We start from the raw sequence: 16,888 nt of genomic DNA on the forward strand, positions 1-16,888 counted from the left end.
AAAGTGACGCGGCCTGTACCCTCGACCCCAGTCTTTCCGCTTTCCACGACGCCTCTGTGAACTCCAACCCGCGCCAGATCAACCTCCTCGACACCGTGCGCGCGCGCGGTTCGGTCACCGTCGAACAGCTCGCCGACATGCTGGGCGTCACGCTGCAGACCGTGCGGCGCGACGTGCAGCGGCTGGCCGATGCGGGTTTGCTCACGCGTTTCCACGGCGGCGTGCGCGTGCCCAGCTCGACCACCGAGAACATCGGCTACCAGCAGCGCGAAACGCTCAACGCCGACGGCAAAGCGCGCATCGCGCGCCGCGTGGCCGAGCTGGTGCCCAACGACTGCTCGCTGATCCTGAACATCGGCACCACCACCGAGGCCATCGCCAAGGCGCTGATGCGCCACACGGGCCTGCGCGTGATCACCAACAACCTGAACGTGGCGACCATCCTGAGCGGCAACACGGCCTGCGAGGTGATCGTGGCCGGCGGCTCGGTGCGCCCACGCGACCGCGCCGTGGTGGGCGAGGCCACCATCGACTTCATCCGCCAGTTCAAGGTCGACATCGCGCTCATCGGCGTGTCGAGCATCGAGGCCGACGGCTCGCTGCGCGACTTCGACCTGCGCGAGGTGAAGGTCGCGCAGACCATCATTGCCCAGGCGCGCGAGGTGTGGCTGGCGGCCGACGCGAGCAAGTTCAACCGGCCGGCCATGATCCAGCTGGGCACGCTCTCGCAGATCGACCGCCTGTTCACCGACGCCGCGCCGCCGCCGCCCTTCCCCGACCTGCTGCATGCCGCGCAGGTGCGCCTCGAGATCGCGCGCGACAACTGAACCCCATCAGACTCATCGAATGACCACCTACCTGCTTGCCCTGGACCAGGGCACCTCCAGCTCGCGCAGCATCGTGTTCGACCGCGAAGGCCGCATCGTCGCCATCGCGCAAAAGGAACTCACGCAGATCTACCCGCAGCCGGGCTGGGTCGAGCACGACCCGATGGAAATCTGGCGCAGCCAGCTGGCGACCGCGCGCGAGGTGCTGGCCAAGGCGAAGCTGCAGCCCGCCGACATCCACGCCATCGGCATCACCAACCAGCGCGAGACCACCGTGCTGTGGAACCGCACCACCGGCCAGCCGGTGCACCACGCCATCGTCTGGCAGGACCGCCGCGCCGAGCCGCTGTGCGCGCAGCTGCGCGAGCAGGGCCTGAGCGACACCATCCGCGAAAAGACCGGGCTGGTGATCGACGCGTATTTCTCGGGCACCAAGCTGCGCTGGCTGCTCGACAACGTGCCCGGCGCGCGCGCCCAGGCCGAACGCGGCGAGCTGGCCTTCGGCACGGTCGACAGCTGGCTCATGTGGCAGCTCACCGGCGGCAAGGTGCACGTGACCGACGTGAGCAACGCCTCGCGCACCATGCTCTTCAACGTGCACACGAACGACTGGGACGCCGACCTGCTGAAGGCGCTGGACATCCCCGCCGCGCTGATGCCGAAGGTGCAGCCGTCCAGTTCGCACTTTGCCGACACCGACGCCGCGCTGCTGGGCCACGCGCTGCCCATCGGCGGCGTGGCCGGCGACCAACAGAGCGCCCTCTTCGGCCAGGCCTGCTTCGAGGCCGGCATGGCCAAGAACACCTACGGCACCGGCTGCTTCCTGCTGATGCACACGGGCGGCGCGTTCCAGCCCTCGCACAACGGCCTGCTCGTGACCAGCGCCGCGCAGACCGACGCCACCCCGCAGTACGCGATGGAAGGCAGCGTGTTCGTCGGCGGTGCCGTGGTGCAGTGGCTGCGCGACGGCCTCAAGGCCATCAAGGGCAGCGCCGAAGTGCAGTCGCTCGCCGAGAGCGTGCCCGACGCGGGCGGCGTGATGATGGTGCCGGCCTTCACCGGCCTGGGTGCGCCCTACTGGGACGCGGACGCGCGCGGCACGATCACCGGGCTCACGCGCGGCACCACGGTCGCGCACATTGCGCGCGCCGCGCTGGAAAGCATCGCCTACCAAAGCGCCGCGCTGCTGCAGGCCATGAGCCGCGACGCCGTGGCCGCGGGCGGCAAGCCCGTGGCCGAGCTGCGCGTGGACGGCGGCGCGAGCGTGAACGACCTGCTGATGCAGTTCCAGGCCGACCTGCTGGGCATCCCGGTGGTGCGGCCCGAGGTGGTGGAGACCACTGCGCTGGGCGCGGCCTACCTGGCGGGGCTGTCGACCGGCGTCTACACCGACGCGCGCCAGCTCTCGAAGCTGTGGAAGGTGGAGCGCCGCTTCATGCCGACCATGGGCCGCGCGCAGGCCGAGGAATCGATGGCGCGCTGGGAGCGCGCGGTGCGCCAGGCCACCGCGACCTGAGCGGGCGCGGGCTTACCAACCCCAGAGGGAGCGCTTCAGCACCCAGCCGGTGGCGCCGCCTTCGTGGCGCACCTTCACCCAGTCGCCGCGGCGCTCGAGGGTACGCAGCACGTCGCCGTACACGGCCTTCTTCACGACCGGGCTGCGCGCGCCGGGTGCGCGGCGCAACTGCGCGGTCTTTGCCTTCACGACGTGGTGCGGCGTCTTGCTCGTCATCGAGCGGAAGACCCAGGCCTTGTCGTTCTCGAAGTCGGTGACCCGCAGCCAGTCGCCCTTGCGGCCGATCACGCGCAGCGGATAGCCCCGGCTCACGGTCCAGTGCGCCTCGGCGCGCTGGCTGGGGGCGGTGCGCATGTTCAGGGTCTTGACCGCGACACTGACCATCTGCGGCTGCGCGGCAAAAGCGGACGGCAGCAGCATCCACGAGAAGAAGAATGCGAGCAGGAGCGCGGGCAGTCGGCGGCTGAATCGGGCCATGGGGCGAGGGTTCCTTTCGAGAAGACACGGGAGGTCCGGCAAATGCCGGTCGAAGCCCCCTCTGGGACGCTGAGCGCCGATAAGTTCCGCGGGGATATCCCTGAGCCGCGCTCCAAAGACCCCGCGAGGGTCGGGACACTGGCCGTGTCGCGGCAGGGTGCGGGGCAGAATTCGCCCGCCCCCGACTCCCCCGCGCCGCGCTTGACACATCCCGCCATCGACGCCCCGCGTCCTCCCTCCAGCGCCCTGCTGGCCTGCGGCGTGGTCGGCGCGACGCTGCTGGCGCTGATCGCGCTGGGCCACGACGGCCGCCGCATCGCCCAGCTCGCGGTGCTCGCCGCGCCGCCCGTGCTCTGGCTGCTGTGGCCGCTGCACAGCGCACGCCTGCGGCGCTGGCGCACGGCGCTGGTGTGGCTCTGGGTCATGGGCTTCGGCCTGGACGCCGTGGTCCGCGCCTACCTGCTCGACACCTACCAGGCCGCGCCCGACAGCGCCATGGTGCTGGGCGCCGCGGCCAACACCAACGCGCGGGAAAGCGCCGAGTACCTGCGCATGCACTGGCGCTCCGCCGTCGTCTGGTCGGCCGCACTCGTGGCAGCGGGCCTGCTGGCGGGCCTGTTCGCGCAACGCGGTGCCACGGCGCCGCGTGCGCGGCGGCCGTTCTGGGCGCGCTCGCTGCTGCTGCTCATCCTGCTGGCCGCCTGCGTCGCCTACGTGAGCAAACCCTGGCGCCGGCTGCACCCGGTCGTCTTCTGGACCCAGTGGTCGCAATCGCTGCAGGACCAGCGCGCCGCCTGGGCCGACCAGGAAAAGACCCGCGATGCGCAGATGGCCCAGGCCCGGCAGATCGCCCCGGTGATCACGCGCGAGGGACCGTCCACGGTCGTGCTCGTCATCACCGACAGCATCAACCGCGACAACATGGGCCTGTACGGCTACGGCCGCCCGACCACGCCGCGCCTGCAGGCGCACAAGGCGCAGGAAGGCGACCGCATGGCCGTGCTGCGCAACGCCTGGTCGGTGGACGCGAGCACCCTGCCCGCGCTGCGCAACATGTTCCATTTCGGCGAGCCCGCGAATGGAAACGACGGGAACCGCGGGAACGGCGACAGCCCGCCCCACCTGCTGGCCCTGGCGCGCGCCGCCGGCTACAAGGTCTGGTGGATCAGCAACCACGACGACCTGGCCATCGAGCAGCAGCACGCGCGCTACGCCGACGTGGTCGACATGGTGAACCGCACGCCGGGCCGCGCCAGCGCCTCGCTCGACGGCGAGATCCTCGACTGCGTGCAGGAGGCCTTTGCCGACACCAGCACCGAGCGCAAGCTCATCGTGGTCCACCTGATGGGCGCGCACCCGCACTACAGCCTGCGCTTTCCCGAGAACGCCAACCCCTTCGACGACAGCGTCGACGCGGTCGAGAACGGCCTCGTGAAGGACGGCCGCTCGGCCTGGGTGCGCCACTTCCGCCAGGAGTACGACGCGGCCCTGCTGTACCACGACTTCGTGGTGTCGGAGCTGCTGCAGCAGACCCGCAGCACCGGCAAGCCGGACGACTACCGCGCCTGGATGTACCTGTCGGACCACGGCCAGGAAGTCGGCCACGGCAGCGACCGCGCAGGCCACAGCCCCGCGACCGCCTCGGGCTACCGCATCCCGGCCGTCGTCTGGCGCAACCGCGAGCCGCTGCCCACCGGCGCCGCCACGCAGCAGCCCTTTCGCGCGGACTGGGCCGGCTGGAGCCTGATAGACCTGCTGGGCATCCGCTGGAGCGGGCAGAAGGCCGAGCGCAATGTGCTGGGCGACAGCTACCGGTGGCAGGCGCCGGAGATTCCGGTGGTGGTGGAGTCGTTCTCGAAGTAGCGGGAGGTCAGCGGTCGGCCACCGGCCGCACGGCGTGGATGGCCTCGGCCGCCTCGTTCTGGCCGATCCATGCGTTGCTGAAGTCCACGGCATAGAAGTGCTGCGCGGCCTCGCTGCCCGAGCCCGACCAGAACTTGCGCAGCGGCGTATCGGGAAAGCGTGCGCTGTCGATGGTGGGAACGGAGGTTTCGCGGGCGCACCACCGGGGCACGGTGACGGGCTCCCGTTCGGGGCTCAGCTCGAGCGTGAAGGTCTCGTCGACCAGGCCATGGTCGCAACGCCGCAGCGCCGCCAGCTCCACGATGGTCGGCAGCCGCCATTGCGAGATGCCTTCATGGCCCTTGGCGTTGAGCGCCTGCACGCGCTCCTGCGCGTCCATCAGGCTCAGGGCTTCGGCCTCGCCGACGCAACGCCCGCCCTGCCAGGTCTGCCCCAGCGCGCAGCGCAGCCAGCGCAATCCGGTGGCGGCGTCGAGGACGACGGCCGTCGATGCCTGCGCGGAGGCTTGTTCTTTCGGTGAGGCGGTCTGGTCGCAGCCGGCAAGCAAGGCGACAGCCGCCAAGGCGGCGGCCTTCCACTTGCCATCACGGGCAAGCATTGATTTCTTCATGAGAACTCCCTGCGGTCAGCAACTTGGATCGAGATCGAACTCGAATCCTACCGCCGGGTGCGCGAGGTCCTGGGGCCTGCCTGGGCCCGCAGGACATCGACTCGATGCGCCGTCAGTGCGCCGGCACCAGGAAGTCCTGGCTGATGCGCCCGCCCAGCTCGTTCACCCGATCGAGGAACTGCGTGAGGTAGGCATGCAAACCCGTCGCCAGGATCTCGTCGACGCGTGCGTACTGCAGGTCGGCCAGCAGCTTGCCGGCACGGCGTTGCGTTTCGGCGCTCTGCTCGTTCTGCACCTTGGCGAGGTTGTTGACCACCTCGACCAGGCTGGCGTGCAGCGAGCGCGGCATGTCGGCGCGAAGAATGAGCAGCTCGGCCACGCGCTCGGGCTTGATCACGTCGCGGTACACCTTGCGGTACACCTCGAAGGCCGAGACGCTGCGCAGGATCGCGCTCCAGTGATAGAAGTCGTACTCTTGGTCTTCCTCGGTGGCGGCGCCGAAGAACTCGCTGTTGAGCGCGTGGAACTTCACATCGACCAGGCGCGCCGTGTTGTCGGCACGCTCCAAAAAGGTGCCAAGGCGCGAGAAGTAGAACGCCTCATCCTGGAGCATGGTGCCCAGCGTGACGCCGCGCGACAGGTGCGAGCGGAACTTGACCCACTCGAAGAACTGCCCCGGGTCGCGCTCGAAGTCGCCGGCGCGCAGCATGCGGTTCACTTCGAGCCAGGTGGTGTTCTGCGTTTCCCAGGCTTCGGTGGTGAGCGCGCCGCGCACGGCACGCGCGTTCTCGCGCGCCGCCTTCAGGCAGGAGACGATCGACGACGGATTGCTCTCGTCCTTGACCATGAACTCCATGACTTCGTTGGGCGTGATCTGGTCGTACTTCTTGCTGTACCAGGGCAGCAATTCGCTGATCGAGAGCACGCCCTGCCAGCCGTACTTGGCAACCTCGGCCGACTGCGGCAGCAGCGAGGTCTGGTAGTTGACGTCGAGCATGCGCGCCGTGTTCTCGGCGCGCTCGGTGTAGCGCGACATCCAGTAGAGGTGGTCTGCGGTGCGGGACAGCATCGTGGGTGCTCCTACTGCGATTGGCTTTGCGACTGCGTGGCCGCCTTCGGCTTGGCCGTGCGGTCCGCTTCGAGAATCCAGGTGTCCTTGGTGCCGCCGCCCTGCGACGAGTTGACCACCAGCGACCCTTCCTTGAGCGCCACGCGCGTGAGGCCGCCGGGCACCATCTGCACTTCGCTGCCCGAGAGCACGAAGGGACGCAGGTCGATGTGGCGCGGCGCGATGCCGGCGTCGACAAAGGTCGGCGAGGTCGACAGGCTCAGCGTGGGCTGGGCGATGTAGCCGTCGGGCTTGGCGATGACGGCCTTCTTGAAGTCCTCGATCTCGGCCTGCGTCGCGGCCGGGCCGATGAGCATGCCGTAGCCGCCGGCGCCGTGCACCTCCTTGACGACCAGGTCCTTCATGTTGTCGAGCGTGTACTGCAGCTCGTCCTTGTTGCGGCACATGTAGGTGGGCACGTTCTTCAGGATCGGCTTCTCGCCGAGGTAGAACTCGACCATCTTCGGCACGTACGGGTAGATCGACTTGTCGTCGGCCACGCCGGTGCCCACGGCATTGCAGATCACGACGTTGCCCTGGCGGTAGGCGCGCATGAGGCCCGCGCAGCCGAGGGTGGAGGTCGGGCGGAACACCTCGGGGTCGAGGAAGTCGTCGTCGACGCGGCGGTAGATCACGTCGACCCGCACCGGGCCGCGCGTGGTGCGCATGTAGACGAAGTCGTCCTTGACGAACAGGTCTTGTCCCTCGACCAGCTCCACGCCCATCTGCTGGGCCAGGAAGGCATGCTCGAAGTAGGCGCTGTTGTACATGCCGGGCGTGAGCACCACCACCGTGGGCTCGGCCGTGGCCGGCGGCGCGCTGGCGCGCAGGGTTTCGAGCAGCAGGTCGGGGTAATGGGCGACCGGCGCGATGCGGTTCTGGTTGAAGAGCTCCGGGAAGAGCCGCATCATCATCTTGCGGTTCTCGAGCATGTAGCTCACGCCGCTGGGCACGCGCAGGTTGTCTTCGAGCACGTAGTACTCGCCGTTGCCCTGGGCATCGGGGGCGCGCACGATGTCGATGCCCGAGATGTTCGAGTAGACGTTGTGCGGCACGTTCACGCCCATCATCTCGGGGCGGAACTGGGCGTTGTTCAGGATCTGCTCGGCCGGGATGATGCCGGCCTTGATGATTTCCTGGTCGTGGTACACGTCGTACAGGAAGCGGTTGAGCGCCGTGACACGTTGCACCAGCCCCTTTTCCATGCTCTCCCACTCGTGGGAGGGAATGATCCGGGGCAGCAGGTCGAACGGGATCAGCCGCTCGGTGCCGGAGCCGTCCTCGTCCTTGGCGCCGTACACCGCGAAGGTGATGCCGACCCGGCGGAAAATCATTTCCGCCTCTTCACGCCGCGATCGCATCACCTCACCGGGTTGCTTCGCAAGCCATTGGTCGTAGCGCTTGTAGTGCTGTCGGATTGCAGCGCCCGCATAGGGGAGCTGCTCATACATCTCGTCGAATTTGTGCATGGAACGACCAATCTCCTTGAGCCATAGCTTAGCAAGTTCGAGGCCAGTAGAAGCCCTAGGTTTGGGCCCGATGCGAGGGCATTTCGCGTTTCGGACCGTCATGGCATGCGGTGGCGCCAGTAGCGCAGGTCGTGCGCGCGTTCACACTTCAGCTCGGCCGGCGCCGGGCTCGCCCAGTGGGCGGCGCCGCAGCGCGGGCTGTCGACCACCTGCACGCCGCGTTCGACATAGCGCGCCACCACCTCGGGCGCGGGGTGGCCGAAGCGGCTGCGGTAGCCGGCCTGCACGAGCGCGATGCGCGGGCGCACGGCATCCAGAAAAAGCTCGCTCGACGAGGTCTTGCTGCCGTGGTGCGGCACCAGCAGCACGTCGGCCGACAGCCCGGGCGTGCGCGACACCAGCGCGGCCTCCTGCAGCCGTTCGATGTCGCCGGCCAGCAGCGCCGTGGCGCGGCCGTTGCCGATGCGCAGCACGCACGACACGGCGTTGGGCCGCGTGAAGCCGAGATAGTCGCTGTCATAGGGAAACAGCACCTCGAAGTCGACCCCGTCCCAGGTCCAGCGCTGCCCGGCCTCGCAGCGGCGCGCGGGGCGCAGTGCCTGCAGCGGGTGCCCGGCCTCGATGGAGCTCAGCAGCGCCGCCTGCGGCTGCATGGCGAGCACGGCGGGCGCGCCGCCGGTGTGGTCGATGTCGCGGTGGCTCAGCAGCAGCAGGTCGAGCCGCTCGCCGCGTGCGCGCAGCAGGGGCACGAGCACGCGGTGGCCCGCGTCGCTGTCGAGCCCGTAGCGCGGCCCGGCGTCGTACAGCAGGCTGTGCGTGGCGGTGCGCACGAGCACCGCGTTGCCCTGCCCGATGTCGGCGGCGAGCAGGTCGAACTCGCCCACCGCAGGTCGCGCTGGCTGCCACAGCAGCACCGGCAACAGCAGCGGCAGGCCGAGCGCGCGCATCGACCACGGCAGGCGCATCGCCAGCAGCACGCCGCCTGCCACGCCACCCGCAGCCAGCCACGCGGGTAGCGCGGCCATCGACAGCGTGGCGAACGGCAGGCCGGCGAGCGCCTGCAGCAGCAGCGCGAACAGCTTCACGGCGCCGGCCGCCACGTCCCACAACGGCGGCACCGCCACGCCGAGCATCGCCAGCGGCGTGATCACCAGCGTCACCCACGGGATCGCGAGCGCGTTGGCCACCAGCCCGACCGCCGACACCTGCTGGAACAGCAGCAGGCTCAGCGGCGTGAGCGCCAGCGTGATCGTCCATTGCTCGCGAAAGAAGCGGCCCAGGCGCGTGAGCGCGCCCACCCGCCCTTCGCCCGGCACGGCCGTGGCGGAGGCGAACAGCACCGCCACCGCCACGAAGCTGAGCCAGAAGCCAGCCTGCAGCAGCGCCCACGGATCGGCGCCCACCACGACCGCCGCCGTCAGCAGCCAGACGTGCGGCCACGGCCAGCGCCGGCCGGTCAGGCGCAGCAGCGCCACGGCCGCGAGCATCCAGACCGTGCGCTGCGAGGGCACGCCCCATCCGCTGAAGAGCGCGTAGAGCGCGGCCAGCAGCACGCCGCCCGCGAGCGCGGCCTGTTGCGCGGGCAGCCGCAGCATGAGCCGGCTGCTGCGCCGCCAGAGCGCGCCCACGACGTGCGCCGCGAACCACGCGAACAAGGTGATGTGCAGGCCCGAGATCGACATCAGGTGCGCCACGCCGGTGGCGCGGAACACATCCCAGTCGGCGCGGTCGATGGCGCCCTGGTCGCCGGTGACCAGCGCGGCGATCACGCCGGCCTGACGCCGGTCGTCCACGCGGGCGAAGACGGCATCGCGCACGGCCTCGCGCGCCCGCTCGATCGGGTGCCGCCACGTCGTGCCCAGCAGGCGCGGCGCGGGGTCGCGCGCCCCGGCGCGGACATGGCCCTGCGCATGCACGCCCTGCTCCCACGCCCACAGCTCGCTGTCGAAGCCATGCGGATTGAGGTTGCCGTGCGGCGCGCGCAGGCGCACGGTCAGTTGCCAGCGCTGGCCGGCATGCACCTCGCCCACGGTGCGCGCGACGGAGGCACGCCGCTCGGCGGGCTGCTCCCACATCCCGCCGTAGTCGCCGTACCAGGCGAGTGCGATGCGCGACGGCACCTTCGGCGGCGCATCGCCGCGCGAGGCCTCGGCCCACTGCGCCGTCTCCACATCGAAACGGAAGCGCGTTCCGATCTCGCCGGGCTGCGGCATCTGCGAGACCACGCCCGTGAGCCTCAGGTCGCGCCCTTCGAGTGACGGGTTCAGCGCCCCCTGCGCATAGGCCGTGGCGCGCGATCCGGCGAGCCCCGCGCCGGCCATCGCACCGCAGGCCAGCGACAGCATCAGCACGAACAGCCGAGGCCCACGCCACCGCCACAACAGCCATCCACCGCCGAGCCCCACGAGCAGCAACGCGGCGTAGATACCGGCCGTCCACAGCAGCGGCTGGCGCAGCTGCACCGCCGCGCCGAGCAGCGTGCCGCCCAGCGCAACGAAGGCCCCCGACCCACCCGCGACAGCGTCGGACGCACGCCGCGACTGCCCTCCCCACACCCCGGAATCCATGATGCAAACCCTCCCCCAACCCACGCTCGATGGCGCGTTAATTGCTTGGCAACTGGGCTAGTATGCGTCTCACCAGAGACATCTTTTCGATGCAACCTCGCTGCACTGCACGCCCCTACGCATGTCCATCCACGCCGCACTCCACCACGTCACCCACTACACATACGACCGCCTGGTGCAGTTGGGCCCGCAAGTCGTGCGACTGCGCCCCGCGCCCCATTGCCGCAGCAATGTGATCTCGTACTCGCTGCGGGTCGAACCGGCCGAGCACTTCGTCAACTGGATGCAGGACCCGTTCGCCAACTACCAGGCGCGGCTCGTGTTCCCCGAGAAGACGCGCGAGTTCAAGGTCACGGTCGACCTCGTGGTCGAGATGGCGGTCTACAACCCCTTCGACTTCTTTCTCGAGCCGCAGGCCGAGAACTTCCCCTTCAAGTACACGGCCTCGCAGGCCGAAGAGCTGGCGCCCTACCTCGTCACCGAGAAGCCCACGCCGCTGCTGCAGGCCTACCTCGACAAGATCGAGCGCAAGGAACAGCGCACCATCGACTTCCTGGTCGGCATCAACCAGCAGGTGCAAAAGGACGTCAGCTACCTCATCCGCATGGAGCCCGGCGTGCAGACGCCGGAAGAAACGCTGAGCAACGGCAGCGGCTCCTGCCGCGACTCGGGCTGGCTGCTGGTGCAGCTGCTGCGCCACTGCGGCCTGGCCGCGCGCTTCGTGTCGGGCTACCTGATCCAGCTCACGCCCGACGTGAAGGCGCTCGACGGCCCCAGCGGCACCACGGTCGACTTCACCGACCTGCATGCCTGGTGCGAAGTGTTCCTGCCGGGCGCCGGCTGGATCGGCCTCGATGCCACCTCGGGCCTGCTGGCCGGCGAAGGCCACATCCCGCTGGCCTGCACGCCCACGCCGTCGAGCGCCGCGCCCATCGAAGGCGGCGTCGACGAGTCCGAGGTCGAGTTCAGCCACGAGATGAAGGTCACGCGCATCTACGAATCGCCGCGCGTCACCAAGCCCTACACCGAAGAGCAATGGGCCGAGGTGCTCGCGCTCGGCGACGCGGTCGATGCGCGCCTTGTCGCCGGCGACGTGCGCCTGACCATGGGCGGCGAGCCCACCTACGTGGCCACCAGCGACCGCGACGCGCCCGAATGGAACACCGACGCGCTCGGCCCCACCAAGCGCGGCTACGCCACAGAGCTCGTGCACAAGCTGCGCGCCGAGTACGGCCAGGGCGGCTTCCTGCATTTCGGCCAGGGCAAGTGGTACCCGGGCGAACAACTGCCGCGCTGGGCGCTGTCGATCTTCTGGCGCGCCGACGGCCAGACGCTGTGGCACGACCCCGAGCTGTTCGCCGACGAGCGCTTTCCCACGCACTACACGAGCGAGGACGCGCGCCGCTTCACCACCGTGCTGGCGCACAAGCTGGGCCTCACCGAGCGCTACATCCAGCCCGGCTACGAAGACACCTACTACTACCTGTGGCGCGAACGCCGCCTGCCGGTGAACGTCGACCCCTTCGACTCCAAGCTCGACGACGAACTCGAACGCGTGCGCCTGCGCCGCGTGTTCACGCAGAAGCTCGACGCGGTGATCGGCTACATGCTGCCCATCGAGCCCGGCAACGCCAACAGCGACACGCCCGCGCTCGCCGGCCCCGGCTGGAAGACCGGCCCCTGGTTCCTGCGCGACGACCGCCTGTTCCTGATCCCGGGCGACTCACCCATGGGCTACCGCCTGCCGCTCGACTCGCAGCCGTGGGCCAGCAAGGGCGACTACCCCTACCTCATCGAGCGCGATCCGACCGCGCCGCGCGCCGCCTTGCCCAGCGCGTCCGACTACCGCGCGCGCTATGCCACCGCCACCCCGGTCGCCGGCGCCGACCTGGGCGAGGTGCCCTACACCTTCGGCGCGCCGCCCGTGGTGGCCGCGTCGCTGCGCATGCAAAGCCCCGGCGATGCGGCGAAGGGCGATGCGGCAGCTGCTGCGGATGCCGCCACGCCCGCCACGCGCCAGCCGCTGCGCGGCGAATCGGCCCACTGGGTCACACGCACCGCGCTGTGCGTCGAGGTGCGCGACCCGCGCCGCGCCAACGGCCCCGCAGCCGAAAAGAAAGGCAGCGCCTCGGGCGTGCTCTACGTCTTCATGCCGCCGCTGGCGCGCCTGGAGGACTACCTCGACCTCGTCGCCGCCGTCGAAGCCACCGCGCAGCAACTGGGCGTGCGCATCGTGATGGAAGGCTATCCGCCGCCGCGCGATCCGCGCCTGAAGATGCTGGCCGTGACGCCCGACCCGGGCGTGATCGAAGTCAACATCCACCCGGCCCACAACTGGAAGGAACTGGTCGACCACACCGAGTTCCTGTACAACGCCGCGTTCGAGACGCGCCTGTCGGCCGAGAAGTTCATGACCGACGGCCGCCACACCGGCACCGGCGGCGGCAACCACTTCGTGATGGGCGGCGCCACGCCGGCCGACAGCCCCTTCCTGCGCCGGCCCGAGCTGCTGGCCAGCCTGCTGCTGTACTGGCACAACCACCCGTCGCTGAGCTACCTCTTCTCGGGCATGTTCATCGGCCCGACCAGCCAGGCGCCGCGCGTGGACGAGGCGCGCAACGACCAGGTCTACGAGCTTGAAATTGCGCTGAAGGAAATCGCCAAGAACCGCGAGATCTACGGCCAGAACATGCCCGCGTGGCTGGTCGACCGCACGCTGCGCAACATCCTGATCGACGTGTCGGGCAACACGCACCGCAGCGAGTTCTGCATCGACAAGCTCTACTCGCCCGACTCCAGCACCGGCCGCCTCGGCCTCCTGGAACTGCGCGCCTTCGAGATGCCGCCGCATGCGCGCATGAGCATCGCGCAGCAGCTGCTGATCCGCGCGCTGGTCGCCCGCTTCTGGGACGCGCCCTACCAGGCGCCCGTGACCCGCTGGGGCACCGAGCTGCACGACCGCTTCCTGCTGCCGACCTTCGTCAAGATGGACTTCGACGACGTCATCAGCGAGATGCGCCAGGCCGGCTTTGCCTTCGATGCCGACTGGTTCGCGCCGCACTTCGAGTTCCGCTTCCCGCTCGTGGGCCAGATGCAGTCGATGGGCGTGGAGCTGTCGCTGCGCAACGCGCTCGAACCGTGGCACGTGATGGGCGAGGAAGGCTCGGCCGGCGGCACGGTGCGCTATGTCGATTCGTCGCTGGAGCGCATCGAGGTGCGCGTGACCGGCCTGAACGAAAGCCGCCACGTCGTCACCGTCAACGGCAAGGTGCTGCCGCTGCAGCCCACCGGCGTCACCGGCGAATTCGTGGCCGGCGTGCGCTACAAGGCGTGGAACCCGCCCTCGGCGCTGCACCCGAGCATCCCGGCCCACGCGCCGCTGACCTTCGACCTCGTCGATACCTGGATGAAGCGTTCGCTGGGCGGCTGCCAGTACTTCGTCGCCCACCCGGGCGGTCGCAACTACGACACCTTCCCGGTCAACGCCTACGAAGCCGAGAGCCGTCGCCACTCGCGCTTCACGCGCACCGGCCACACGCCGGGCCTGCTGCGCACGCCGCCGGCCACCATCGAGCTGCCGGGCAGCCGGGAGTTTCCGTTCACGCTGGACCTGCGGCGCTGACCGGCCCGAGGACTCAGGGGGAACCCTGTCGCACCGCCGGATCGGCCCCGGTGACGGTGATGTGACAATCTCCCCCCTGTGGAACCCCTGAACGAATCCCTGTTCGACGCCCAGGCCCCGGAGCATCCGGCGGCGCTGGCGTCTTCGCTCGCGCCGGCGGCCCTGCCTGGGCATTTCGACGAATTGCGGGGACAGGCGACGCCCGCGGCGCCCTCGCGGCCCGTGTCGGGCGGGGCCCCGGCGCCCGCCGCGGCCCCGCTGCTGTACGACGCCGCCGAGGAGCGACCGGCTCCGTCGCAATCGCAGTCCCAGTCACAGTCCTCCTCGCAATCGCAGGCACAGGAACCTTCACCGTCCAGCGACCAGCCCCCGCTCACCCCCGCCTGGAACGCCTTCTTCGAACAGCTCGGCCCCGGCGGCATCAACGACCTGCCGCGGCGCGCGGTCAGCCTGGAGCGGCAGATCCGCGACAACGGCGTCACCTACAACGTGTACGCCGACGCCAACGGCCCGCAGCGGCCGTGGTCGCTCGACCTGTTCCCGCTGATCGTCTCGCCCGAGAGCTGGGCCCAGATCGAGGCCGGCGTGCAGCAGCGCGTGCGCGTGCTCGACCGCGTGATGGCCGACGCCTACGGACCGCAACAGCTGCTGGCCGAAGGCCTGCTGCCGCCGGCGCTGGTGCGCGGTCACCCGGGCTACCTGCGCGCGCTGCACGGCGTGAAGCCGGCGGGCGACACCTGGCTGCACATCGCTGCCTTCGACCTCGCGCGCGGCCCCGACGGCAACTGGTGGGTGGTCTCGCAGCGCACGCAGGCGCCTTCGGGCCTGGGCTACCTGCTGGAGAACCGCCTCGCGATCACGCGGCAGTTTCCGCAGGCCTTCGAGGCGCTGCAGGTGCAGCGGCTGGCCGCCACCTACAGCGCCATGATGGAAGGCCTGCAGCGCATGTGCCCCTCGGGCTCGCCGCCGCACATCGCACTGCTCACGCCGGGCCCGTACAACGAGACCTACTTCGAGCACGCCTACCTGGCGCGCTACCTCGGCCTGACGCTGGTCGAGGGCAGCGACCTCACGGTGCGCGACCAGCGCCTGTACCTGAAGACGCTGCAGGGCCTGCGCCCGGTGCACGGCCTCATCAAGCGGCTCGACGACCAGTTCCTCGACCCGCTGGAGCTGCGCCCCGACTCCACGCTCGGCGTGCCCGGCCTGCTGCAGGCGATCCGCGCGGGCAACCTGCTGGTGGCCAACATGCCGGGCTCGGCGTTCCTCGAATCGCCGGCGCTGCTGGGCTTTTTGCCGGGACTGGCGCTGCGGCTCATCGGTGAAAAACTCAAGCTGCCGGCGCTGCCGACCTGGTGGTGCGGCGAGCGCGCCGCGCTCGAGGCGGTGCTGCCGCAGCTGGGCGAAAGCGCCATCAAGCCGACCTACCCCGGCTTCCAGGGGCGCTCCAGCTTCGACGCCGTGTTCGGCAGCCAGCTCGGCCGCCGCGAAATCGACGAATGGGCCGGCCGCATCGTGCGCGAGGGCGACGTCCACACGGTGCAGGGCTACCTGCCGCTGTCACAGATGCCGACCTGGGCCAGCGACCTCGGCCCCGGCCACATCGCGCCGCGCGCGCTGATGCTGCGCGTGTTCGCGGTGAGCGACGGCCCGCAGTCGTGGCGCGTGCTGCCCGGCGGCCTGGCGCGCCTGGCGGGCCCCGATGCGCAGATCGCCTCCATGCAACGCGGCGGCAGCAGTGCCGACGTCTGGGTGCAGACGCACGGCGAGGTCGACCGCACCACGCTGCTGCAGCCACACGCCACGCCGGCCTCGCTCGCGCGGCACCGCGCGCCGGTCACCAGCCGCGCGGCCGAGAACATGTTCTGGCTCGGCCGCTACACCGAGCGCGCCGAGAACGCGGTGCGCCTGGCGCGCCTCACGCTCAATCTGCTGGGCAGCGAAGACCAGTCCTCGCGCCCGCTGCTCGAATGGCTGCACCGCATGGCGGTGCGCAATGCGCTCGTGCCGGCCGAAGCGCCGAGCGCGCCGCAGTCACGCCGCGTGTTCGAACGCGCGCTCATCGCCGAGCTGGGCGACGTCGACCACGGTGGCAGCGTCGGCTACAGCCTGCGCAGCATCCGGCAGGCCGCGGCGGCCGTGCGCGAACGGCTGTCGCAGGACAACTGGAACCAGATCGTGCGCGCCGAAAGCGACTTCCTGCGGCGCGCGGCCGAGCAGGCCGGCGAAGGCAGCTTTGCCGCCAGCGCCGCCCTGCGCGCACTCGAATCCGCCAGCACCGCGCTGGCCGCCATGACCGGCGCGCAGACCGACCGCATGACGCGCGACGACGCCTGGCGGCTGCTGTCGATCGGCCGCCACATCGAGCGGCTGGGCTTTCTCTCGAGCGCGCTCGAGGCCGGCTTCGCCAACGGCGCCGTGCACGAGGTGAGTGGCTTCGAGGCGATGGTGGCGCTGTTCGACAGCACCATCACCTTCCATGCGCGCTACCAGCAGCGCCGCGACGTCGCCACGCTGGTCGACCTGCTGGTGCTCGACGCCGAGAACCCACGTTCGCTGGCCTGGGTCACGCAGACCCTGCGCGGTCGCATCGCGCGGCTCGCAGGCAGCGCACCAGGCAAGCTCACCGCCCTGTCGTACGAGCTGCCCGACCCCGCCACCTGGACGCTCGAACACCTGTGCGCGGCCGGCCCCGGCGCCGACTACCCCGCGCTGGTCGAACTGCTCGCCACCTGCGAGACCGCGGCGTACCACGTGTCGGACGCCATCGGCACGCGCTACTTCACGCTCACATCCGAATCGCTGCGCTCCGTCGGCGCCTGATTCCAT

10 protein-coding genes are annotated in these 16,888 nt (G+C 70.1%); 5 read left to right on the plus strand and 5 right to left on the minus strand.

Annotated features, from left to right (window positions below; all coding sequences use genetic code 11):
* The first annotated feature begins 56 nt into the window (after positions 1 to 56).
* Complete coding sequence (locus tag AC1RAD_RS16900) at positions 57 to 827, plus strand: DeoR/GlpR family DNA-binding transcription regulator (protein WP_062476748.1); 771 nt, start codon at positions 57 to 59, stop codon at positions 825 to 827.
* Between the two features lie 19 nt (positions 828 to 846).
* Entirely contained in the window at positions 847 to 2,343 is a 1,497-nt protein-coding gene (gene glpK / locus AC1RAD_RS16905) for a glycerol kinase GlpK (protein ID WP_492736080.1), read from the plus strand.
* Between the two features lie 12 nt (positions 2,344 to 2,355).
* Here glpK and AC1RAD_RS16910 read toward each other — a convergent pair whose 3' ends face one another.
* Positions 2,356 to 2,820, minus strand: a complete 465-nt coding sequence (locus AC1RAD_RS16910) for an SH3 domain-containing protein (RefSeq protein WP_095947351.1) — start codon at positions 2,818 to 2,820, stop codon at positions 2,356 to 2,358.
* 42 nt (positions 2,821 to 2,862) lie between these two features.
* Between AC1RAD_RS16910 and AC1RAD_RS16915 the strand changes: the two genes are divergently transcribed.
* On the plus strand, positions 2,863 to 4,683 hold the full coding sequence (locus AC1RAD_RS16915; protein WP_492736082.1) for a sulfatase-like hydrolase/transferase: 1,821 nt from the start codon (positions 2,863 to 2,865) through the stop codon (positions 4,681 to 4,683).
* 7 nt (positions 4,684 to 4,690) lie between these two features.
* Here the strand turns inward: AC1RAD_RS16915 and AC1RAD_RS16920 are convergent, their stop codons facing one another.
* From AC1RAD_RS16920 to AC1RAD_RS16935, 4 genes are all read right to left on the minus strand, one after another.
* A complete protein-coding gene (locus AC1RAD_RS16920) occupies positions 4,691 to 5,281 on the minus strand; it encodes an Lcl C-terminal domain-containing protein (protein ID WP_492736084.1) in 591 nt (196 codons plus the stop codon).
* Positions 5,282 to 5,405: 124 nt separating this feature from the next.
* Positions 5,406 to 6,362, minus strand: coding sequence for an alpha-E domain-containing protein (locus AC1RAD_RS16925; protein ID WP_062476763.1), 957 nt, complete (start codon positions 6,360 to 6,362; stop codon positions 5,406 to 5,408).
* 11 nt (positions 6,363 to 6,373) lie between these two features.
* Positions 6,374 to 7,870 carry a circularly permuted type 2 ATP-grasp protein gene (locus AC1RAD_RS16930; protein WP_062476766.1) on the minus strand — a complete coding sequence of 499 codons (1,497 nt, stop codon included), beginning with the start codon at positions 7,868 to 7,870 and terminating at the stop codon, positions 6,374 to 6,376.
* Between the two features lie 98 nt (positions 7,871 to 7,968).
* Positions 7,969 to 10,437, minus strand: coding sequence for a DNA internalization-related competence protein ComEC/Rec2 (locus AC1RAD_RS16935; protein ID WP_492736086.1), 2,469 nt, complete (start codon positions 10,435 to 10,437; stop codon positions 7,969 to 7,971).
* Positions 10,438 to 10,558: 121 nt separating this feature from the next.
* Here AC1RAD_RS16935 and AC1RAD_RS16940 point away from each other — a divergent pair, with 121 nt between their 5' ends.
* Positions 10,559 to 14,059, plus strand: coding sequence for a transglutaminase family protein (locus AC1RAD_RS16940; protein WP_492685249.1), 3,501 nt, complete (start codon positions 10,559 to 10,561; stop codon positions 14,057 to 14,059).
* A gap of 78 nt (positions 14,060 to 14,137) precedes the next feature.
* Positions 14,138 to 16,882, plus strand: a complete 2,745-nt coding sequence (locus tag AC1RAD_RS16945; RefSeq protein WP_492736088.1) for a circularly permuted type 2 ATP-grasp protein — start codon at positions 14,138 to 14,140, stop codon at positions 16,880 to 16,882.
* Positions 16,883 to 16,888: the final 6 nt, after the last annotated feature.

This window comes from Variovorax sp. GW823-FHT04B03 (assembly GCF_058796495.1).